This is a genomic window from Fortiea sp. LEGE XX443 (genome assembly GCF_015206815.1).
In the GTDB taxonomy this organism is placed as follows: Bacteria; Cyanobacteriota; Cyanobacteriia; order Cyanobacteriales; family Nostocaceae; genus Nostoc_B.
In genome coordinates this window covers 1-20,788 of record NZ_JADEXZ010000065.1, presented here as the reverse complement: position 1 = coordinate 20,788, position 20,788 = coordinate 1, and the positions used below count along the sequence as shown (strand labels likewise).

The window sequence follows — 20,788 nt, the reverse complement described above, 5'->3', positions numbered from 1 at the left end:
GCTTGCTCTGTCAAGGTGTAGAGACTAGCAATACTCTGCCATGAAATATTACTTTTTAGGAAAATGTAATAAAAATAACTATAAATTAAGAGATATGAATAAACTCTCAACGCTGACGCTGAATTAAAATTTTAAGTAAAGATAGTGAAAAGCTCAAGCTGTCTGTTTTGTAGTGCTTTCAGTACTTCTCCAAATTTTAGGTAAAAGTTTTACCCAAGAAATAGGTACAGAAACCACATCTAATGTTTCGCCATTTTGAAAGACTTCTAATATATATCCAGGTTCTTTTTGAGTCGGAGTTGGATTGAGATAATCTAGTACAACTCCCTTATGTCCAGCTTTTACAGGGCTGTTAGGTACATCCTGTTTCAGTTCTGCCCACTGAAATAAGCTAACTTTTGTCATTTGTAATAGTTTATATTTTTGATATATTTTATAATTAGAATAATCAATATACGTTATTATCCAGAATCTAGTAAATGTAAGTATGAATTATCTCAAAGAAAAAATTTTAGAAAAAATAGAACATCTGCCTGATAATAAATTACAGGAAGTTTTAGATTTTGTTGAATTTTTAGGACTGACAGAAGAAAAAAATGAACAGATAGAAGAAAATTATATTACGGAATATGTTGAAGGTGTCTTAGTAGTCAAAACGCAAGGCTCAAAAAACTGGGAAACGGCTGTTCATGATTTAAGAGAAGAGCGAATTCAAAAATTTATAGCTTGGTGAAAATATTATTTGATACTTCTGTACTTGTTGCTGCAATTGTGGCAGATCATCCCTATTACTCAATAAGTTTACCTTGGTTACAGCGTGTTCAGACAGGGCAAATAGAAGGTTTTGTTTCAAATCATACTCTAGCTGAACTTTATGCCATACTGACTCGCCTTCCTCAAAAACCAAAAATTAAACCAGAACTAGCACAAAGATTAGTTCAAGAAAATCTCAATAAGTTTCATAAAATTGTTCTCACTGCTGAGGATTATCAAGACACAATAGCCAGGATGGTAACTTTAAATCTTCCCGGTGGTGGAATTTACGATGCCTTGATTGCTCAAGCTGCTATTAAAGCAAATGTAGATGTTTTATTAACTCTTAACACTAATGATTTTACTCGGCTTGGTGAAGATATAGCCCAGTTAGTGCAATCACCAAAATAAAAGTGAAGAGTAGTAATTACTCTTCACTTTAAACTATTACAAAATAATTTTAGTTAAGCTCCGACAGCTTCTTTAGCAGCGTATAGCACCTCAGCATTGATGTCTTTAAAGCCGCGATCGCGGGCGAATTTTTCAGTATTTCGCTTCACTTTACCGCGCACAAATCCAGGTATTTTGTTCAATTCTGCTAGCCCATCTTTAGTCCAATTCAAATCAGATCCGGCAGAAATACCTTTAGTAATTACTTCCTTCGTATCGTGTCCGCCAAATATTTCTAATAGATGATCTTCCATTCCTAAAGTGAAGGAATTGTAGATTAAATCTGTGATTTGATTTGTACCTTCGTAACCTAAAAATGGTTTGTAACCAATAGGGAAGTTCTGCACATGAATAGGTGCAGCAATGACACCGCAAGGAATATCTAAGCGTTTACCAACGTGGCGTTCCATTTGTGTACCGAAAATGGCTGAGGGTTCGACACGGGCGATCGCGTCTCCAATTGCGCCATGATCATCAGTAATCAGCACTTCGTCGCAATATTCGCTTACCTGTTCGCGGAACCAATCAGCATCGTATTTACAGTAAGTTCCTGCCCAAACTACATGAATCCCCATTTCTCGTGAGAGAATTTTGGTGAGGGCGGCGGCGTGGGTATTGTCGCCAAATACTACAGCTTTCTTACCAGTCAAATTCTGACAGTCGATGGAACGGGAAAACCAAGCAGCTTGGGAGACATGCAAGGTTTGTTCGTTAATATAATCTTCGTAGTTAACATTTGCGCCTTGTTCGTTAATTACCTGTTGAATCTTGCGGATACAACGGGCAGTTTCCACTACACCCATCGGGGTAATGTCTATACAAGGTGTGCCGAATTCGGCTTGGAGGTAATCAGCTGTCATTAAACCGAGTTCTCGGTAAGGAACTAAGTTAAACCAAGCCTTGGGTAAATTCTTCAACTCGTGAACTGATGCACCTTCGGGAATGACTGCATTCACCTCAATTCCCAAATCTCCCATGAGTTTTTTCAGTTCGGTGCAGTCGTGGTTGTTGTGAAAACCAAGGGTAGAAATACCGATAATGTTAACTGATGGCTTTTCGGTTTTGGTTGTAGGTAGTTCGCCTTTTTTGCGGGCTTTCTCGATGTAGTATTGGACGATTTGATGCAGGGTGCGATCGCCTGCTTGCAATTCGTTAGCACGATAATGATTTACATCCGCCAACAGCACATCGCCTTTAGCCTCAATTCGGGCGCGTTCCACAAAGTTGTGCAAATCTTCTTGCAAAATACTAGAGGTGCAAGTGGGAGTTAACACAATCAAATCTGGGTGTTCTTCAGCATCTTTGCGAGTAATGTTGTCAACCACCTTTTCTTGAGAACCACGCGCCAAAACATTGCGATCGACAACACTGGTTGTTACTGGTGTAAAGTCTCGCTCCCGCGATAGCATGGAGCGCATGACGTTAAAGTAATCATCTCCGAGTGGGGCGTGCATAATCGCATGAACGTTTTTAAACGAAGTGGCGATTCGTAAAGTGCCAATATGGGCTGGGCCTGCATACATCCAGTAAGCCAATTTCATCAGGCGTTCTCCCTTGTGAACTGAATCAGAGGTGGACTATGATTGCGGAATTATTTAGTCTTTGATTGTCTCAAAACTTGTAGCACTGAATAAATAGGACTATTTACTAGTTTATTACCGTGGCGATCGCTGAAACCTTTCTCATGATTGGAGTTCAGCTTCTAACTTTAGCAACCGATATATTGTTTAACGAAATAAATCTTAGTGTTGTGCAAATCTATTTATCGAGATAGAGCAGGTATTCAACATTTATTCATAAATTTAGAGAAATTATTCTTAATATTTCTAAATATATCTTTTATTGCGTGAATGGCGATCGCTAATTATTTGCGAAGAACTAGATCCCCGACTTTTTTGAGAAGTCGGGGATCTGGAGCTTACTCAGGCAAATTAATGACTGGGTTGCGGCTAAAGAAACCTCTCGGAACTAACTTAAATCCAATACGGTGAACAGGCATCACAGGCCAATCTTCTGGACGAGGTACGTGTGTCATTCCCATTGTGTACCACAGAACGATATCCTCATTTGTTAATGATTCATCGTCGGAAATATACTTTGGTAAACCTTGCCCTGGTTGACTTTGGTTGGGATAATTGCCACCACCATACAGTTCATCTGGTTTGTATTTAGTTACCCAGAGGTGATGAGTAGCGAATTCTGCCCTTTTACGAATTTCTGCACCTTCTACTGGGAAAAATCTAGAATTTCCCCCAGGTATTAGCATATATGCAGTTCCAGCACCCAGAGTATTCTTTTTGTCTGCACTCGCAATCATCCATTCTCGGCTGTGTTTCATATCGACATCACGCACAGCAGCGGTTTCTGTTGTTAATGGAGTTTCTTGTACTGCGATCGCATTCCCTAGGGGATTTTTATCATTTATTGGCAAAGAATTAACATTCATTTCCATTACAGAATTTGCCTGTCCATCTACATCCATATCGAGACGGTAATTAAAAAAGTGCTGATGATTTACACCCAAAAGATTCTTAGCTAATAGCCTTCCATAAGAATTATTTTGAGATTCTTTCTCTAAAGTTGTTCCCTGCACTAGGACAATTCCTGTTAATTCGTTCTGTACTTCTAAAATTCCATCTTGGTGAAAAATCCAATTAATGCTGTAATCGTAGTTGTCAATTGTTGTAGTTATAATCACAACTAATTCACGATTGCGACGGACATTGTTGCGTTGGGTGTTGTATTCATAGTGCTTCCAAAGAACTCCGTTATCGCGCTCGTAAATACCAACAACACCCGACATTGTGAAAGGTTCTCCCTGTTCGTTGGCAAATACAGCATCTAGTAGAACTCCATTTTCTGGAATTTCTTTACCTAACTCCATCGTGTTAGCTAGTAAACCCAAATTATATTCACCAACATCAAAAGCATTGCGAAATGACCAAGCAGGGTTAGGATCACCATAAGGTACTACCATTTCTGATAAGCTACCACGGTACAAAACTGGTCGAATATTTTCACCATCTTTGTAACTTACTAAATACAACACTAACCCGTCACGGGGATGTATCAAATAATGAAACTTCCAACCTTGCCAGCTAATTTCATTACCATTAATTTGGAAGGTTTTACCATTAGGTTGGAGGATTTTTAATGCTTTTGGTGGTATGAGTAATTTGCCCAAAGATTTAATATCATAGTTCCAGTTTTCTTGAGAGATTGGTATGACACCTCTATCTATAAAACTGGCAACTTGGCCTGTATTTAAATTTACAGTTGCTAGTACACCTTCAATTGGACTACTATAATAATTCCAGCGATCGCCTCGATAATAAGATAAGGCTCGACAAAAACGATTACCCGCGGCTTCTTCCTGTTTACTGAGTATTCCAGAAGACCAGCAATTAATTTTGACATCATCAAAGTTTGTAATTCCCCGCTTTTGCATGGCTTTCTGCCATCTAGAATCAGCTTTTACTGCATGATTTGCTAGTTCATATTCTGAATTAACCAGCGCAGGTTGAGCATGAGGTATTTCTTTCCAAGAAGTTAGAGACTGAGTTTGTAAGTCAACTACCCCTTCATAGGTTTTGTTTTGCGATCGCTCATAGATTACCAAAAAAGCTTTTCGTTGAAATAATTTACCTGGGGAAAAATTTAAAACTTCATTTTTATTTGGCTCTTGTAAAGTCACAACAGGAAATACAGCCATATCACTCAAAGCTTTTTCTTTTTGGATGACTGCAACAGCTGTTGTAATTTCTACCTCGGTTAATGATGTTAAAGGATGAGTTATCGCAGGTTGTTGAGCAGATAATATTCCTATCCATACCAGTGAAATTAAAGTAAAGATAATAATGGTAATGGCTAACCAAAAAAATTTGAGCCTTTCAATCATTCTTTAAAAGATAACAAGAAACGTATATTTATTTATTTCTATGTACCAGCCTCAAAACCGTAAGATTCAGCATTGTTTTCTTTCTAAACTTCGTCTACTTTGAGAATCGTAGTTTTTTATCGAGATGATCAGATTGCTTCCTTACGTCGCAATGATACAACAGAATCATCAAAAACTCCAGATCCCAACATAGATGAGGTTTATGACTAGCCTTGATATTTTTTGTAATTAACTAATATTTTAAAGTTGTATCCTTGATCACTAAAAAAGTACCGTATATGTTGGTAGCTATTTGGTAAAGTTTTTTATAATAGTGGCGTTCAACTAATACTAGTTTAAAAAAAATACAACAGATAGATTTATTCTCAACTGTCAAAAGAAAGAATTATTTAAAGTAAAAAGTTTCAATTTTATCTACCTTCTAATAGAGGTAAGAATCTCTCCCCAGAGGGCAGGAATACTGCAAAGCACTTTGATAAAATCGCCTTAGCAATTCAAACATTACTCAAGGTAAGGTATTAGTTATGGCTGATAAAGTAAAACCCAATCCAAACGAAGCTACTACCCATGATGCACAATTAGCCGCAGAAAATATTGCTAGTGGTGAAGAAAAAGCACCAAAAGTAGATTTTGAAGCCGACTATGCAGCCGCACAGCAGTTCAGCGTTGGTGAAATAGATGGTACTACAGAAGGCACAACAGCAACTGTTCCTCAACATGAAGTTCCAGAAGCAGAAGAGGAAACAATTGAAGCCAAGCCAACTGGTAATCCTGATGATTATTTAGAATTAGCTAAGGAAGTTGGTGGTTCTCAAACTGAAGGTGTATCAAATGTCAGTGATGATTTAGTAAAACAAGCTATAAAAAAAGGTCAACCTAAAAAATAGTCAACTGAAGTATGTTCGCCCCTGGCGTTCTTCATCATTTTTCAGTCAATAATTAAATCACTTGATACTATGAATTATTGACTTATTAACAGCAATTTTTAACAATTTCTAGCAGTTCCCTTGGGTGGTGAATTAAAAAATCTGGCTTCTGCTTAGACAATATCTCTGGAGAATTAAACCCCCAAGTGACTGCAACTACTTTAATATTAGCTTTCTTTGATGCTTCTATATCTCTGGTTTCATCACCAACATAGATAACTGCTTGAGTTTTAAGTTGCTTTTGCTTTAATACATTATTAATAATCGTTGTTTTTCCAAAAATAGTTACTCCTGAATAAATAAAATCAAAGAGGTTTTCCAATTCGTGGTTTTCTAGGAAAGCCGTAACGTTTTCCTTAGAATTAGAAGTAATAATTCCTAACTTATAACCTTGATTTTTGAGTTCTGTGAGTGCTTCTTGAATTCCCGGAATTGGTTGAAATTCGTGAATTTTATTTTTTAATTCTGATTTGACTTTTTTGAGTAGAAAAGGAATCTTCAATAGAGAAACGCCTGAGTATTTAATAATTTCTCTAGAGGTTAAATTCCTCAAGTAAGCGAGTTGCTCTGGAGTAATTTGTCTGTAGCCAAACTCTGTAGCTAAACGATTGGCAATACCTACAAGGGCTTCTACTGTATCTGCAATTGTGCCATCAAAATCAAAAACAATTACTTTCTGAGTCATTATTTCGCCTGGATGCGTCAAGATTAGCACGGGCATTACGTCTTAGCATTTCTGGCTTAATCCGCCGCAACGCTGATGCCGGAAATTGTCTGTCCCACTCCTCATCTGAGATTTTTGCTAATTCTATCAGCTTGGGCGAAATATTCCCAGGATAAGGTTGAAAATCTGTCACGTCAGTTGTGTGAGCAAAGCGCTGATTCCAAGGACAAACATCTTGACAAATATCACAACCTGCAACCCAGCCTTGTAAGTGGAGTGCGATCGCTTCTGGCAATTTTTCGGCTCGATTTTCGATGGTATGATAAGCAATGCAGCGATTGGCATCAACTACAAAAGGCTGGGTAATTGCACCTGTGGGACAAGCTTCTAAACAACGAGTACAGCTACCGCAATGTTGTGTATGGGGGCGATCGCATTCTAGTTCCAAGTTTGTCACAATTTCTCCTAAAAACAACCAAGAACCATACTCTCTGGTGATGACATTACCATTCTTGGCAATCCAGCCTATTCCGGCTTTTTGCGCCCAGACTTTATCTTGCACGGGGCCTGTATCTGCATAGTACCTTGCTTGAACACCTTCACCTAGAGATTCTAGCCAGGTAGTTAGTACCTTGAGTTTTTTGTGCATGACTTTGTGATAATCTCTTCCCCAACCATAGCGGGAAATTTTGGCGTATTCCTCGCCTTCAAGGCGCTGATGTGGGGTGTAGTAATTGAGCGCAACACACACAAGCGATCGCACTTCAGCCATGACTAAACGAATATCTTGACGCTTTGGGTTACTCATCCATTCCATATCAGCGTGATAACCCAGTGCTATCCATGCTTGCAATCTCTGTGCTTCTGAATTATTTTCTTGATCTACAGCAGCAATGCCAACTTTGTGAAAGCCTAACTCCAAAGCTTTCTCTTTTACTGTACTACTGCTGATTACAACACCCTGATTCATTTGCGATCGCCAGTTGAAAATACAAGCTACTCTAGAATAAAAAAAATTAAACAAATAGCTGTGTAAACTCAGCTATTAAATCTACCCGTCCTTTACGTAACATTGCTGGATCTAATCTTTCTGTGGTGTTGCAAGTCATTAATACCACTAACCGCTGCTTCATCTGAATACCAGATTCATCAATCACACTTTGATATAAAGTTCCATCCAGCAAACTCAAAATATGTTCTGTTTTATTGTTGGATTGCGCTATTTCTGAAGCTCGATTTTGTGCTAAGTTGTCAGCTTCGTTAATGATAATACAAATCCGCTCTAAATAAGTCGGTGGGACAAAGTTAGCGATCGCATCATGATCCAAAATAAAGATGACATACCCCAAAGGCATGAGAATCTCTTTAGCTACTGCTTGTGTCCATGCAGTTTTACCTGTTCCTGGTTTACCGTGTACCACTACTGCTAACTGGTTTTGATTGAGAACCGCCTGCTGTAATGCGTCTGTGAAACTTTGAATATCTGTTGGAAATGTGCGAATCGGGAATTGACTGTGAACTTTACCCACACGGCTTTGATAGCCACTTAACATCACGGCTAAGTCAAAAGTAGCTTTATTGACTAATGGCGCTAAATCTTTCGCCATTAAAGTGTACTGTCGCCGCCCGCGATCGTATGGTTCAATTTGCAGCCAAATATCGTACGTTGACCAATAAGCATTAACAGTATTAACAACATCTAGGCGTTCCCAACTCACAAATTTTTCGACAGGGAAATAAAAATCTCTTTCGGAGTAATATTGGGTAATTACATTAGGGCGGCCCAAGATTTGTAAGACACGTAAAACAGCAATTTCTTGTAGGCGGTTCAAAACGTAATCAATCGGTATGCTGTTGCGACTGACAAATTGTAATATTGGAGTCTCTGTACTTAAAACATCTTTATAGCGATGATCTGGTGATTGCGGATCGGGTGTAATATAATTCCAGAATTTCTCTAATTCATAGCGGGTATTCTCTGAGGCTACACCTAATAAGTTAGCCCACCAAGTAAAATTATTTCTCCCTAAAACTTCACCAAACGTACTGGCTAAATTCAAGGTTTTTTGGGTGAATTCCTTGTTGTCATCACGCGCAAGTTGCCATAAAAATTCCCAATCTAACTCTCTTTGTAATGGTCGCCAACCGCTAGTTAGTAAGTTTTGCTGTTTATTATTATTGGATGTGCTTTCGTTACTTCTAAAATAATTAAATTCCATATTTTCACTTATTTTGTAACAATGTTTGCGCCAATATACATCACAGTAAATAAAAATTAATTTACTTAATTTTATTCATCAAAGCCTTACAAGAATTGATGTTGTTCAAAATTCAGCCAGATATAAACTACATGCTACAAGTATAGTCTGGTTTTGAATAGTAAACAGTCAGTCAATAAGTGCTGTGTAGTATATTGTAGTATGGATGAATAGATGCGTCAAGCCGTGTTCAGTTTCTGATTCAAGGTTTTGACTCAACAGCTTAGTATAACCAGTAATCTTTAATCTTAAATTGATATCAGAAAACAAGAGCAAAGCTTTTTTAAGTCAAGCTTAAATATACTTCAACTCCCTTAACCTGCTCGGATTTGCTCGTGTTAAGCTAATAATCATTCAAATTGCATCCCTGCGTCTCTCGGAGGCTAAACACTATCTAACTTAAAGGTGGATTAGCTTAAAATCTACTACACAATGAGGTGGATAACAAATGAAAGCGATCGAAGTGACTGGCAAAATTGACTCTGCGGGAAACCTGATTCTAGATGAGCCGATTCACGGAACGACTTATCCTCATCAAGTGCGGGTGATTGTCTTAGTTCCAGAACCAACAGAAACTGAAGAGGTTGATCCTGACGATACACCTGTTGAGGAGATTAAAGCCAGCTTGAGGAGAGCCTTGCAGCAAGCAAAAACAGGGCAAACTAGACCAATTAGTGAGCTATGGGAAAGGATTGATGCAGAGTGATAAGGCGGTTTCAATTCGATTTTCTGATGAGTTTGAGCAGGAACTTTACAGACTCTCAAAAAGATTTCGCAATATTCGCTCTGATGTCCAACCAATTATCGAACAACTACAACAAGGAAATATTTTCGGAGACAGGATTGGTGGTATTGGTGAGAAGTACGTTGTTTACAAAGTAAGAGTTCGCAACAGTAATATCCAAAAAGGTAAGAGTGCTGGATACCGCTTGATTTACCAAGTTGAGTCACCGACAAGTATTTTGTTGCTAACGATTTATTCAAAATCTGACGGAGAAGATATTGATGCAAATGAAATTCGAGATATTGTCGCTGATTTTTATGGTGAGGATATCTAATACCAATTCGTAATTCGTAATTAAGAAACTGTGATTTGGTCTGGGTTGTGGGGTTTAAATGTGTTGCCTAATTTTAGAAAATTGATAATGCAAAGCCAGCAAAAAACCCCACCTTTCGGCGGGGTAAATTTTAATTGAAAGTTAGATCAGGATTTTCAACTTTCTAGAATGTGAAGGTTGTTCTGAGAGTACCAATGAACGCATCTTCGTTATTGTCGCTCTGACCAGGAGAGGACAACCAAATCACACCAGGGGTGATGGAAATATTATCAGATACGCGATATTTGTAGAAGCCTTCTACTTGATATGGAAGATCGTTGGCACCTGCTTGTATACCACGAGCATAAGGTTGAACACCTGCAAATACACCGAGGACGTTACCTCTCTTACCAAAGTCAGGTAGTGCTACACCAACGCCGTAGCTCCAAACTTCAGCATTGTCATTAGCACCAAAGCCAGTGACATCGCTGTAAGAAATGAAACCACTGATGGAGAGTTTATCGCTAGGTCTGAATGCTGCTGATAAACCAAAGGAATTGCTAGAGTATGGACTTTGCTCTCCAGTCAATCGGTTAGAACCACCAGCTAGGTTGCCTAAGTTAGTGCCTACTACACCTGTTCCTAAATTGTCTTGCTCACCACCATCGAATAAAGCACTACCTGTACCGTGATAACCGTGGACATAAGTAGCAGCAAGAGCTACGCGATCGCCAAGACCAAAGTTCAATTGTCCTAAAGCTGCATAGTTACCGTTGAACAGACCTTCACCAGAAGTTGGACTATCAGCTTCAGATGCTAAGTAACCTACGGTGATGGAACTGGGCTTGATAATACTGCCACCTTGACCAAAAGGTATATTTAATGCTAGACCTGCGCCGCCACCGATGCGGTAAATTGGGTTTTCAGATGACAAGGTGGACAGTGAACCATTACCGCCATCTGTTCTGTCAAAGAAGTAGGGGTTATTTACAGCAGTATAGTGGCTGTGTTTACCACCAGCCGCAGCTAAGTAAACTTGGACTGGGCCAAGGGGAGCTTCATAGGTTAATCGGTCTATTTCAACGTCGTTGGCACCGGTGCTACCAACATTGAACGTTTGTAACGGTTCTGCGCTATTAATATCGTTACCAGCGTTGTCGGCTAGAGTAAAGGGAGTAGCATTACCAGCGGTTAAACGGGTGGTCAACACGTCTCTACCTGTGAAGCTGGTTTGCAAGCCTAGACGTACTCTGTCTTGGAAAACAGTATTGTTTCTTTCTCCACTGCGATCGCCAAATACATCGGTAACGGCGAAAATTGCTTCACCAACTAGTTTGGTGGTGGTGGAAAATTGATTAGCTTCTAATTCAGCAGTCCGTGCTTCTAAAGCATCCACACGGCCACGCAAGGTTGCCAATTCAGCCGAAAATTCTTCTTGTAACCGCTGGAGAGTTGCTAAATCTTGTTTAGTTACCAAGTCAGCTGTTGCTGTGGCAATCAATTCATTTACCCGATCTAAACAAGCGTTCAAACCAGCAGCAAATTCGTAACGGGTGAGAGCGCGGTTCCCACGATAAGTACCATTAGGATAACCAGCAATACAACCGTAACGCTCTACCAAGGACTGTAATGCTTGGAAAGCCCAGTCGGTTGGTTGCACGTCAGAAAACTGGGAAACCGAAGTTACTTGAGACAGAGAATTGTTGCCTCTGCCTTCGGTGCTGTAATTGTTAACTTGGTCTATGACTTTGCTGTCGCTGTTAGTAGGAGCTGCTTGTGCCAAGATTTCTGGCTGAACAACTTCTGCTGCAACGGTTGTTTCAGTTGTTGAAACTTCTGTGGTTGCATTGGGAGCCGCAATTGCTGTTGCTGAAACGAGTAACGTTGCTCCTAAAACTGCCGGGCTAACCACGAGGGATTTCCACAAGAGATTAGACATTTTTACTTTTCTCCTCACACCTTGTATACAGAATTGTTTCATTGCACTTATTCTCATTAATCCGAGATTTTTTGGAATTTCGTTAATGAGGTGCAGTGCCATTACTACAATTTTAGTTTTTGCAAAGCTAACATCTGATTAACTTAAGGTTAAAAATTGATGCAATTCACTTATACAAAAACATAGCCTTATAGCTTATGATTATAAAGCATTAGCCGCAGATGACAAGCTAAGTGCGATCGGCTGCTAAACTGTCACAGGAAAACTTCTATCTTTTCTCTGGCGAGAGTAAGGTCGAGAGCATTTGTAATTCCCATTGAAAAAATCGGCAAAGCTGCCTAACAGAGTGCCTTTGGAAGACGCGCAAGGCAATTTTTTCCGCAGCCTTGTCTCACCATCTCAGCCTAATTCATCCCCTTATTCAGCAATATTAAATTTCCGTCACCTAGTCGAAACTATGCAAAAGACTTTAACCAATTTGAGAAATTACCGTCGCTAGGTCAAAGTCTTTTTGAGTTAACCCACCTGCATCATGAGTTGTAAGTGTAACCTTGACTTTGTTATAGGAAATTTCTATGTCTGGATGATGTCCCGCGGATTCAGCAGGTTCCACCAACTTATTAACGAATTCAATTGCTGCAACAAAATCTTTAAATTTGTGAGTAGTCTGCAACTCGTTTCCTTCAACAGTCCAACCTGATAGACCACTTGCACGTTCTTGAATTTCTGCTTTAGTCAGTAGTTGTGCCATAGCTAAAAATCCTGATATTCTGTGAAAGCTTTAATTTCTAATGTCTGGGTTAAAATAACTGGGTTGGACTTTTTGCGAGTTAGTACCTGGCTTTTTGGAAAATCGGGACTTGATAATGAAAATATATATATAAATCCAGAAGAATCATACGAAGAGTTGATTTTCTGAAAGTAACTTATAAAAAACTATCCGCTCTGATTTAGGTCTGTTGACCTAATATTCAGAGCGGTGTAGCGGGTCTTCAGGTTGCAACCAGACTGCCGGGAGGAACTCCCAGTTTTGCCTAGTCACTTGAGCTAACTTAGTTTCTCAATGTAACTAAGGCTAACTTTAGAGAACAGCCCCGGCGCGCAGCCGGCTAACTGCAACCTGATGACCCATGCTTTTACTACTTTCTATCATGGGCATCACCTCCTTGTTGCCTAAGCGGACTTAGTTTCAATAAGGCAGAGCAATCGCTCTGGGCTTTAACCTTGAATCAATATAACACACGAATGTTGGAAGAAGAGTACAAAATCGAAAATTTTTCTAAATAACTTCTAATTGCACCATAAGTCAGTCTCTTACTTTTTCAGAAAAGTCTCGTTTGGGTAGAGATACTTCAATAGTGACAATATAGTTACAAAAATATCGACTGGGTGGATTTTTTAGACTATTAGAAATGAAGAATGCGTCATAAATCTTGGGCAATTTCCCAACTCGGTCTTACTGTTGTTGTGGGAGTTTTTGGAAGCTCTTGTTCTAGGTAATTCTTCAATACTGCTTTTAAGCTATCTACAACAATATCTAGAGATTTGGCTTTGACTTGATAGCCTTCCATTGCAGGGCAAGAAGCTGAGTATCCAGTCTCGTCTTTTTCAATTAAAATATTTAACGTTGATTTCATATTATTTTAGAATTACTTTATTGACTAACAATATGCTATGATAGCGAGTCTTAGTAAAATTAGCATATAAAAGCGATCGCCCTCAGTTATACTTGCAATTTGGATGGCGATCGCACATCAATTAACTAAAGTCATCAATATTTAATTATTTTTGTTGGCTTAACCAAACTTCTAAATCTGCTACTGTACAAAAATCTAATAATGCTTCTCCTAATGCTTCTAACTGCTCAATAGATAATCTTTGAACTCGTTCAATTAGAGACAAATCTAGATTTCCCAATCGTCGATTTAACAATCGCAGAATTAGTTGTTGTTCTCCTTGCTGTAACCCTTCCTGTCTAGCTCGTTCCCTGTCTTGTTGATACAGTGGTGCTAATCTCATTACTAACTCCCGATCCTCTGTTTCTATATTTTGATTGATTCGCAAGTTTTGTTGCAGGTTATAAAGTAATTCTAACGTGACTCTCAAAAACGGATGATTTGCTGATAGTGCTGTTAATTCATCAATCGCTTGACGTTGTACTTTACCACGTCCTAATATTCTGAGCCATAGTGTTTCGGGTGTACATGGTAACTGATGAATTACTACTATCGCTGTGCAGTAGTGTTTTGGTGTAAAGTACACTCCTTTTCCCCACTCTGATTTTTGCGTTGCACCAAACCCGCAGATGAGATTTTTTGATGCTGTGGGTGTGAGTATCCACAGTTGGGGAATTTCGGAGTTTGGGATTTTTATCTTATTGCGCTTTGCTTCTCGCTGCATTGCGCTTTTAATTGATGATAATTTTGATATGCAATCGTTGATTTCGCCTACGGATGCTGGGTTGCGGAAGGGTTCAAATATGGCTGGTGTTGTCGCCATTTTTCCTAATAAGCCTAATGTTTCTCTGTTGGCTGTTGGTGTGGCATTTGGTGTGAATAATACGTCGATTTCTCGCACTTCTGATGCGACTCGGCTTGGTGCTTGCACTTGTCCAAATGTTTTTAGTAGTTCTTCTAGGTAGTCTTTGGCAAATTGATCATGGATGAATCTTGTCATTCATTTGGTGCAGGCATGGAGATTTAGCCTATTTTACCAAAGCGATCGCACCAAAAATTCGACTTTTTTAAAAAGAGCGATCGCCTTCAGATTTCTTTGTTAATTCACAAGAGTGATCGCACCAAAAACTCAGCTTATTTCAAAATAGCGATCGCCCATACACCTTTATCTATATTAAAAAGAGCGATCGCCCTCCGTTATACTGGTAATTTGGGAGGCGATCGCTCTTTGGATAATATTATTTATTTTAAATGTAGAGAAACTCTTAGTCCCTGCTGACTAATTTTACCATCAATTCTGCCAGAAGCATTGTTAATTAAAGTAATCGCATATTTTGGGCTAACTTTTGTTCTAGTAGAAACCAGAAATGTTGAATGCTGTTACAAAACTTTACATATTTAGATAGAGTAGTATTACTAATGGTAAAAATGTCAAGATTTTATAATATCTTCCATCCAATGAACATAACTGATTTGTTGACACATACAAGCCTGTTCGCGTAGCGTCTCGAAGAGAAGATAGCGGAATTTATCTAACATCTTTTCACCCCATTCTTTGGGAACAGATACAAGCTGTAAAATCAGATAAGCGATGAGACTAGAATAGATTTGAATAGCAATACCATTAACATTTTTGATAAATCTTTTGGAATGTTTCTTGACTTCTATGTATGTTAGCTTGGGAAAATGTTGAAATCCTTACGTCGATTCCTGTATTGTTTAATCGTTTAAATAAGTCCCGCATACTTGTTAAACTATTATCCAAGGCATAAGCCAACCAACACTCAACGTAAAGACGGCTGTTCAAAACCGGATAATCATTTTTTGGTAACGGTCTGAGTATATCTTTGACAATCTTGGGAAATGAATTTACAATCATTATCAATCAATTTGTTTTAATCTTTTGCCCAAAATTTACCATATTTTGGGCGTTTTTTATCACATATTTCTTAACATTCAACACTTCTGTTATTTTCCTTATTCTTTTATCAACTTTATCATTATTGGGATTCCCTTATCTGGCTTAAGTATACATATAGTTATCCAAGATTGTCATAAGCTGAGTGTCAAAATTCAAAAATATCATGACTATCTGACTGAGATGACAAATAACATGCAAAAAATATTGCCTAATCAAGATGATATTACCCAGCAATTAAAACAAATATATTGGGATTTTACCGAGAAAATTAAACGGCCTGTTAACTTGCTTTTAGGTATTTTAATTTTAATTTATTTTAACGCAACTTTTAGTAGAAGTACATTGTCGAATAGTGCCTATCTTTGGACGCAGTTGTTTTGTATATTCGGGTTTATGACTCCAGCTATTGTATTAATTTTTTGGGGATTGTTAGCATATCAGAAAAAATTAGAAGCTACGGTAGGAATTTTATTTAATTTAAACTTTGATTTCCTGGAAATTGAAAATAAGTATAGTACTTTTAGTTTAATCAAGAAGATGTTAATATCAAATCTTTTCTTTCGGCTCATCTGTATGATATGTTTTTGTCAAACTGTCTATCTGATGTTTAAGTTTTGATTATGTTTAGAATATCTAAAAGAAAAGTTACAAAACCTGAAGCCAGGTTACTGGTTAGGCAAATAAAGCTGACACCTAACATTATGGGTTATTCCCTAACAGAATGGATGACAGCAGAGCATATCATGGTGGCTGAAGATGAGAATGGTAGTTTTGTAGGAGCCTGTTTGAGCTATGACTTCCATGAAGACTGGAATAAAATAGCGGCCTTATTTGTATTGAAAGAATTTAGAGGGATGGGACTGGGAAGGTCGTTGTTTGATAAATCATGCGAAGATGCCTTAAAAAGAAGAAAAAATTTATATACAATCAGTGCCAATAAAATTGTGATCAAAATGATGCAGGATTTAGATTTTGTGACTTTTGATAGTTTGGCTCATTTGCCCAAATCAGCCAATAATAAGTATAAATTTGTATTTTATTCTCATCATCTTAAATGGATTGCCAATTTTTATAGGCTACAAGAAATAGCGAGGAAAACGATACTTTACAAGTCTCAGAAAAAGTTTGTTTACGGCGTAAAATTATGTTAATTAAGTAGATTTTTATTTATTAATTGCACCACGTACTAAAATCACTGTACTTTCTACACCAGAAGCGATCGCTTCGGGAATATTACCTTGAATTGCTTGTTGTAACAATCCCTCGCGGGTTGCACCCAAAACTACAACATCAAAGCCTTGAGTTTTTACAAAATTAATCACCCCTTGAGAAACTGAGTCAGCTTGTACTGGCGTAGCCACCACAGTACTAGATAATTGACGGCGACGCATTAATTGGTTAATGGCTTGTTCTAAAATTTTCATGTCTGGCTTTAATTCTGATGGCTTGAATACTTGTATTAAGTGAATCTCTGGGTCATTTCCCAATGTTGTCACCAATGCAGGTAACAATTTAATAGCGAATCTAGCATTAGGGCCGCCAGCCATTGGTACTAACCAACGGTTAAATTGGAGAGTGGGATTAACTATTAAATCCTGGCTATTACCCAATTTCACCAATACTACATCACAGGTAGCTTGGTGAATTATTGTGTCTACAATATTGCCAAAAATCCGCCCTGGGGTGGAAGTGTTACCTTTCCAGCCCATTAAAATTAAGTCTATGTGTCGTTCGCTGATTGTTTCTAAGATAGCTTGGGCGGCATCATGGGCAACACGAATTTGTGTATGCAGAGGAATTTGCCACTTTTTGGCTAAGACTTCGGCTTGTCGCAGTAAGCGCCGACTTTTGGCAGTTCTAACTTCGGTTTCGTCGGGGGAACTGTGGCGTGACACCAACATTATTTGTACGCACTCTATTTCATAGTGGCGATCGCGGGCAATAGCAGCAGCCATTTGTAATAAAGTCGCCGCAGTTTCGGGGTTAGCTATTGGCACTAATAATCTACCTCTGCCAATACTAGGCGATCGCGTTTGGTAAACTACATAAGAAGGTTCTGCTTGTGGTGCTGGGGTAACATTTTCACCATTCAGATGGCCGGCTTCGGCGCGAATGATATCTGCACGGGTAATAATTCCAATCAATTTTCGCCCATCTATAACTGGCAAACGACTAATTTGATAGCGATCAAGTAAATACAGTACATTACTCAGGTTGTGTGTGTGTGCGACCGTAATCGGCGCATGGGTCATGATTTCCCTTAAAGGAGTATAGTTTGGTAGGTTGCGATGAGGCGTTTTCATCAAGTCTGATTGCGTGACAATCCCTACCAGTTTGCTATCTTCTACTACAGGGAAACCCCGATGATGAGAACTGGAAAATGCTTGCTTGGCTTCTTCTAACGTCATGTCTGCATCCAGGGTTTCTACTTGCTGTTGCATGACATCTTCAGCAGTTAAGGTTGTGAGAATACTTTCATCTGAGACTACTTTTGTGAGTGTAATGCCTTTCATCTGCAAAAGTTTATCGTAAAGCGATCCCGGCATGACTTTATCAGCAACGAGGTAAGCTACCACAGCCACAATCATCAAAGGTAAAACAAGATTGAAATCTGTGGTCATTTCAAATACAATCACAATTGCGGTGATTGGGACTTTAGAAACGGCGCTAAAAAATCCGCCCATTCCGGCTAAAGCATAGGTAGGTAAAGAACCTGCACCTAATAAGTGGGACTCCCAAACACCAACCAAGTGTCCTAAACAAGAACCCAAAATCAGACTAGGTGCAAATAATCCTCCAGGCGCACCAGAACCAAAAGCTATTAAGGTGAGGATAAATTGAGCAATAAAAGCGATCGCTGCGACTGAAGTGCTAGATTCCCCTGTAATTATATACTCCCGTAAGCCTGTATTATTCCGAAAATATTCCGGTAGGATACATACTATAATCCCGGAAACAAGTCCTGCCAAAGCTACTTTTAGTGGCAAGCTAATATGTAAACGTCGATAGAATTTTATACTAAAAACTATACCGTGATTAAATAATGCACCCAGTAAACCTGCCAAGATTCCCAACACTAAGAAAAAGGGAATTTCTGGGAGAGAAAACTGACTAGAAAATTGCATCAATTCCAGATTTAGTTGCAGACTACCACCACCCAATAGCCGCGATACTACGCCGCCAATAAATGAAGCGATGATGGCGGTTCCTAAAGTTAAACCAGATAAATCTTGCAGTAACTCTTCAATAATAAATATGACACCAGCCAGAGGAGCATTAAAGGCAGCCGCTAAACCTGCACCTGCACCCGCAGCGATCATCTGTCGCCGATGATCTGGGGAAGTGGGAACTAAGCGACTCATCCCTGCGGCTAAACTTGCGCCGACTTGCACAGTAGGGCCTTGTCTACCCAGAGTTATGCCCGAACCAATGACAATCATGGCACTGAGTAACTTGACGGATGCTACACGCCAAGACAATTTCATCGGCACATTAGCCAGGGTAGCTTTTACTTGTGGGATACCGCTACCAGAAGCTTCTGGCGCTAACCGCTGAACTAACCAACCAGCCAGATAGCCAAAAATTAAACCAATTACTGGTAAAGCTAACCATGCTGGATAAACGTGGGAATTATGAACGCGCCATGCTCCCAACCATCCCGAACCCACTTTTAAAAATACCGCAGATAAAGCCGCTACAATACCGATAATAGAAGCTTCGGCGATCGCTAAACCTTTTCTAGGCTGCCACCAATGACGCAAGCGCTGAGTTAGAACAGGAAGCGACATAAAAATATAAATTTCACAATTTATTTATGGTTCCTGTTCATAGTTATAGCTTGAAATTGTAATTTAAATTACGCAAAATATTATCTGCTAACGCCACAGACGCAACATCTGATTGCTACCTTTGAGGAATTCCCAAGGTACATCGACAATTTCAGCGGCAATTTCAGCATTATTTAAATCATTGATTAAATTATTTAAAAAAGCATATGGTTGAGCATCCTTCCCTTGCAGTGGGTAGATTCTGACTTCTTGGGAACAGACTCGGTAAAGTTCTAATATGGTTTGCCAGTGAAAAGCATAATCAAAACAATCACTGTATAGAAATAAAAAATGACCGCTTAATACTAAATCAAAGCTGCGATCGCTAAAAGGTAATTTTGGTAATACAGTTTGGATGTAACGCCCTACTTGGCGACCATTTGGATAATCTGCCAGAAAGTTTTCTAATGCTGTATGGCGACATTCATTTAATTTTTCAATATTTTGATAAAAATCCCAATTATAGTTATGAGTAACATCAGCCAGTCTTTCCATAACATGGGCTAAATCTGCTTGCCCTTTTGCCCTCAAATTTGTTTCATCTAAATTGAACAACAGATCACAAGCAACAGCATCGATACCCATTTGATGAACTTCCGCCACAAACGAAGCTGCACCAGCAGGACAATCTAAGATTCTACATTTTTGCCACTGAGATAAATCTAGATCAAAAAATTTCACATATTCTGATAAAGTGCGACCAAAAAAGACAACTCTATCAAGTTGGATAGCATCGGTTGTGCTATTGACAAAATTCATAATTTCGGCCGTTTAATGATTTCTGCCAGTGGTGGATAGTCCTTCGACTATTAATGATGGAGTATAACAAGAACCATTCCAATCAGCGTCGTCGCCTAATTGCATGACTTGTTTCAGGGCTGTGTAAACATTACCTGCAACCATCGTATCTTTAACACGGCCAATTACTTGACCGTTTTTTACACGGTAGCCTAAATCAATATTTATCGAAAAGTCGCCCGAAATGCCACTGCTACCACCTAACATTTGATCTACGATTAAACCATTATCCAGTTGCCGAATTAAATCTCGCAGCGATGCCGAACCCGGCTGAATCAAAAAATTAAATAAACCAGGGGTAGGATAGCTACCTAAACCAGGGCGAAAACCATTACCAGTTGTACCGATACCCAGTTGACGGCCTGTGGTGCGATCGCCATAAAAATGCTGTAATATTCCATCTTGGACAAATACTAAAGCAGTAGTGGGAGTTCCTTCATCATCAAAAGGGCAACTATAAGGGCCAGCTTCAGGGTCTTGATAGAGGGTGAGACTGGAAGCAACTACTTGTTTAGGGACTTCCAGAGAATAAGATATACAAGCCATAAAAATGATAATCATTCTGAAGGGGGAAAGAGCAGTTGCCGTCGGCAACTGCTCTTTCCTCCCAAATATATGCAAGATAAATGTCTGCACTCAAC

Annotated in this window: 19 protein-coding genes and 2 pseudogenes; 7 read left to right on the top strand and 14 right to left on the bottom strand. The window is 39.0% G+C overall.

Annotated elements, in window-relative coordinates:
• Positions 1-153: 153 nt before the first annotated feature.
• Positions 154-405, bottom strand: a complete 252-nt coding sequence (locus IQ259_RS20620) for a DUF4926 domain-containing protein (protein WP_193887867.1) — start codon at positions 403-405, stop codon at positions 154-156.
• An 82-nt stretch (positions 406-487) separates the two neighbouring features.
• Here IQ259_RS20620 and IQ259_RS20615 point away from each other — a divergent pair, with 82 nt between their 5' ends.
• Both IQ259_RS20615 and IQ259_RS20610 read left to right on the top strand, forming a co-directional pair.
• Entirely contained in the window at positions 488-733 is a 246-nt protein-coding gene (locus IQ259_RS20615) for a DUF2281 domain-containing protein (RefSeq protein WP_193887866.1), read from the top strand.
• The gene (locus IQ259_RS20610; protein ID WP_193887865.1) at positions 730-1,164 is read left to right on the top strand and encodes a PIN domain-containing protein; all 435 of its coding nucleotides are present in this window, start codon (positions 730-732) and stop codon (positions 1,162-1,164) included. The genes IQ259_RS20615 and IQ259_RS20610 overlap by 4 nt, the downstream gene beginning before the upstream one ends.
• A gap of 53 nt (positions 1,165-1,217) precedes the next feature.
• Here the strand turns inward: IQ259_RS20610 and bchB are convergent, their stop codons facing one another.
• Together bchB and IQ259_RS20600 are read right to left on the bottom strand one after the other, a co-directional pair.
• Complete coding sequence (gene bchB, locus IQ259_RS20605) at positions 1,218-2,744, bottom strand: ferredoxin:protochlorophyllide reductase (ATP-dependent) subunit B (RefSeq protein ID WP_193887864.1); 1,527 nt, start codon at positions 2,742-2,744, stop codon at positions 1,218-1,220.
• 377 nt (positions 2,745-3,121) lie between these two features.
• The gene (locus IQ259_RS20600; protein WP_193887863.1) at positions 3,122-5,101 is read right to left on the bottom strand and encodes a primary-amine oxidase; all 1,980 of its coding nucleotides are present in this window, start codon (positions 5,099-5,101) and stop codon (positions 3,122-3,124) included.
• Between the two features lie 524 nt (positions 5,102-5,625).
• Between IQ259_RS20600 and IQ259_RS20595 the strand changes: the two genes are divergently transcribed.
• The gene (locus tag IQ259_RS20595; protein ID WP_193887862.1) at positions 5,626-5,988 is read left to right on the top strand and encodes a hypothetical protein; all 363 of its coding nucleotides are present in this window, start codon (positions 5,626-5,628) and stop codon (positions 5,986-5,988) included.
• 85 nt (positions 5,989-6,073) lie between these two features.
• On the opposite strand, the gene IQ259_RS20590 is transcribed toward IQ259_RS20595, so the two are convergent.
• Genes IQ259_RS20590 through IQ259_RS20580 form a run of 3 tightly spaced genes read right to left on the bottom strand, consistent with a single transcriptional unit; the run spans position 6,074 to position 8,910 of the window.
• Positions 6,074-6,712 (bottom strand): HAD-IA family hydrolase, encoded by a 639-nt coding sequence (locus IQ259_RS20590; protein WP_193887861.1) that lies wholly within the window; start codon positions 6,710-6,712, stop codon positions 6,074-6,076.
• A complete protein-coding gene (gene queG, locus IQ259_RS20585) occupies positions 6,687-7,661 on the bottom strand; it encodes a tRNA epoxyqueuosine(34) reductase QueG (protein ID WP_193887860.1) in 975 nt (324 codons plus the stop codon). The genes IQ259_RS20590 and queG overlap by 26 nt, the downstream gene beginning before the upstream one ends.
• Before the next feature lie 46 nt (positions 7,662-7,707).
• Positions 7,708-8,910, bottom strand: coding sequence for an AAA family ATPase (locus IQ259_RS20580; protein ID WP_193887859.1), 1,203 nt, complete (start codon positions 8,908-8,910; stop codon positions 7,708-7,710).
• Between the two features lie 487 nt (positions 8,911-9,397).
• Here IQ259_RS20580 and IQ259_RS20575 point away from each other — a divergent pair, with 487 nt between their 5' ends.
• Both IQ259_RS20575 and IQ259_RS20570 read left to right on the top strand, forming a co-directional pair.
• On the top strand, positions 9,398-9,655 hold the full coding sequence (locus IQ259_RS20575) for a hypothetical protein (protein WP_193887858.1): 258 nt from the start codon (positions 9,398-9,400) through the stop codon (positions 9,653-9,655).
• Positions 9,645-10,007 carry a type II toxin-antitoxin system RelE/ParE family toxin gene (locus IQ259_RS20570; protein ID WP_193887857.1) on the top strand — a complete coding sequence of 121 codons (363 nt, stop codon included), beginning with the start codon at positions 9,645-9,647 and terminating at the stop codon, positions 10,005-10,007. Before IQ259_RS20575 ends, IQ259_RS20570 begins: the two co-directional genes overlap by 11 nt.
• A gap of 163 nt (positions 10,008-10,170) precedes the next feature.
• Here IQ259_RS20570 and IQ259_RS20565 read toward each other — a convergent pair whose 3' ends face one another.
• The 4 genes from IQ259_RS20565 to IQ259_RS20550 form a co-directional block, all read right to left on the bottom strand.
• Positions 10,171-11,925, bottom strand: coding sequence for an iron uptake porin (locus IQ259_RS20565; RefSeq protein WP_193887856.1), 1,755 nt, complete (start codon positions 11,923-11,925; stop codon positions 10,171-10,173).
• Between the two features lie 469 nt (positions 11,926-12,394).
• A complete protein-coding gene (locus tag IQ259_RS20560; RefSeq protein WP_193887855.1) occupies positions 12,395-12,676 on the bottom strand; it encodes a 4a-hydroxytetrahydrobiopterin dehydratase in 282 nt (93 codons plus the stop codon).
• A 673-nt stretch (positions 12,677-13,349) separates the two neighbouring features.
• Positions 13,350-13,562: a type II toxin-antitoxin system HicB family antitoxin gene (locus IQ259_RS20555; RefSeq protein WP_193887854.1), complete on the bottom strand. Its 213-nt coding sequence runs from the start codon at positions 13,560-13,562 to the stop codon at positions 13,350-13,352.
• Between the two features lie 145 nt (positions 13,563-13,707).
• Complete coding sequence (locus IQ259_RS20550; protein WP_193887853.1) at positions 13,708-14,601, bottom strand: DUF4351 domain-containing protein; 894 nt, start codon at positions 14,599-14,601, stop codon at positions 13,708-13,710.
• A gap of 96 nt (positions 14,602-14,697) precedes the next feature.
• On the opposite strand from IQ259_RS20550, the gene IQ259_RS20545 reads away from it, so the two are divergent.
• On the top strand, positions 14,698-14,880 hold the full coding sequence (locus IQ259_RS20545) for a hypothetical protein (RefSeq protein WP_193887852.1): 183 nt from the start codon (positions 14,698-14,700) through the stop codon (positions 14,878-14,880).
• 351 nt (positions 14,881-15,231) lie between these two features.
• Here IQ259_RS20545 and IQ259_RS27815 read toward each other — a convergent pair.
• Positions 15,232-15,480: pseudogene (locus tag IQ259_RS27815) on the bottom strand (IS4 family transposase); the annotation flags it as partial.
• A 662-nt stretch (positions 15,481-16,142) separates the two neighbouring features.
• On the opposite strand from IQ259_RS27815, the gene IQ259_RS20535 reads away from it, so the two are divergent.
• A complete protein-coding gene (locus tag IQ259_RS20535; protein WP_193887851.1) occupies positions 16,143-16,673 on the top strand; it encodes a GNAT family N-acetyltransferase in 531 nt (176 codons plus the stop codon).
• Positions 16,674-16,685: 12 nt separating this feature from the next.
• On the opposite strand, the gene IQ259_RS20530 is transcribed toward IQ259_RS20535, so the two are convergent.
• From IQ259_RS20530 to IQ259_RS20520, 3 genes and pseudogenes are all read right to left on the bottom strand, one after another.
• Positions 16,686-19,310 (bottom strand): chloride channel protein, encoded by a 2,625-nt coding sequence (locus IQ259_RS20530; RefSeq protein WP_193887850.1) that lies wholly within the window; start codon positions 19,308-19,310, stop codon positions 16,686-16,688.
• 87 nt (positions 19,311-19,397) lie between these two features.
• Positions 19,398-20,108, bottom strand: coding sequence for a class I SAM-dependent methyltransferase (locus IQ259_RS20525; RefSeq protein WP_193887849.1), 711 nt, complete (start codon positions 20,106-20,108; stop codon positions 19,398-19,400).
• Positions 20,109-20,120: 12 nt separating this feature from the next.
• Positions 20,121-20,666 (bottom strand): annotated as a pseudogene (locus IQ259_RS20520) (TldD/PmbA family protein); the annotation flags it as partial.
• Positions 20,667-20,788 lie beyond the last annotated feature (122 nt).

Excerpts from the sequence above, each read along its gene's own strand:
- IQ259_RS20620 (WP_193887867.1), bottom strand. The coding sequence starts at position 405 with ATGACAAAAGTTAGCTTATTTCAGTGGGCAGAACTGAAACAGGATGTA.
- IQ259_RS20615 (WP_193887866.1), top strand. The coding sequence starts at position 488 with ATGAATTATCTCAAAGAAAAAATTTTAGAAAAAATAGAACATCTGCCT.
- bchB (WP_193887864.1), bottom strand. The coding sequence starts at position 2,744 with ATGAAATTGGCTTACTGGATGTATGCAGGCCCAGCCCATATTGGCACT.
- IQ259_RS20600 (WP_193887863.1), bottom strand. The coding sequence starts at position 5,101 with ATGATTGAAAGGCTCAAATTTTTTTGGTTAGCCATTACCATTATTATC.
- IQ259_RS20595 (WP_193887862.1), top strand. The coding sequence starts at position 5,626 with ATGGCTGATAAAGTAAAACCCAATCCAAACGAAGCTACTACCCATGAT.
- IQ259_RS20590 (WP_193887861.1), bottom strand. The coding sequence starts at position 6,712 with ATGACTCAGAAAGTAATTGTTTTTGATTTTGATGGCACAATTGCAGAT.
- queG (WP_193887860.1), bottom strand. The coding sequence starts at position 7,661 with ATGAATCAGGGTGTTGTAATCAGCAGTAGTACAGTAAAAGAGAAAGCT.
- IQ259_RS20580 (WP_193887859.1), bottom strand. The coding sequence starts at position 8,910 with ATGGAATTTAATTATTTTAGAAGTAACGAAAGCACATCCAATAATAAT.
- IQ259_RS20575 (WP_193887858.1), top strand. The coding sequence starts at position 9,398 with ATGAAAGCGATCGAAGTGACTGGCAAAATTGACTCTGCGGGAAACCTG.
- IQ259_RS20570 (WP_193887857.1), top strand. The coding sequence starts at position 9,645 with ATGCAGAGTGATAAGGCGGTTTCAATTCGATTTTCTGATGAGTTTGAG.
- IQ259_RS20565 (WP_193887856.1), bottom strand. The coding sequence starts at position 11,925 with ATGTCTAATCTCTTGTGGAAATCCCTCGTGGTTAGCCCGGCAGTTTTA.
- IQ259_RS20560 (WP_193887855.1), bottom strand. The coding sequence starts at position 12,676 with ATGGCACAACTACTGACTAAAGCAGAAATTCAAGAACGTGCAAGTGGT.
- IQ259_RS20555 (WP_193887854.1), bottom strand. The coding sequence starts at position 13,562 with ATGAAATCAACGTTAAATATTTTAATTGAAAAAGACGAGACTGGATAC.
- IQ259_RS20550 (WP_193887853.1), bottom strand. The coding sequence starts at position 14,601 with ATGACAAGATTCATCCATGATCAATTTGCCAAAGACTACCTAGAAGAA.
- IQ259_RS20535 (WP_193887851.1), top strand. The coding sequence starts at position 16,143 with ATGTTTAGAATATCTAAAAGAAAAGTTACAAAACCTGAAGCCAGGTTA.
- IQ259_RS20530 (WP_193887850.1), bottom strand. The coding sequence starts at position 19,310 with ATGTCGCTTCCTGTTCTAACTCAGCGCTTGCGTCATTGGTGGCAGCCT.
- IQ259_RS20525 (WP_193887849.1), bottom strand. The coding sequence starts at position 20,108 with ATGAATTTTGTCAATAGCACAACCGATGCTATCCAACTTGATAGAGTT.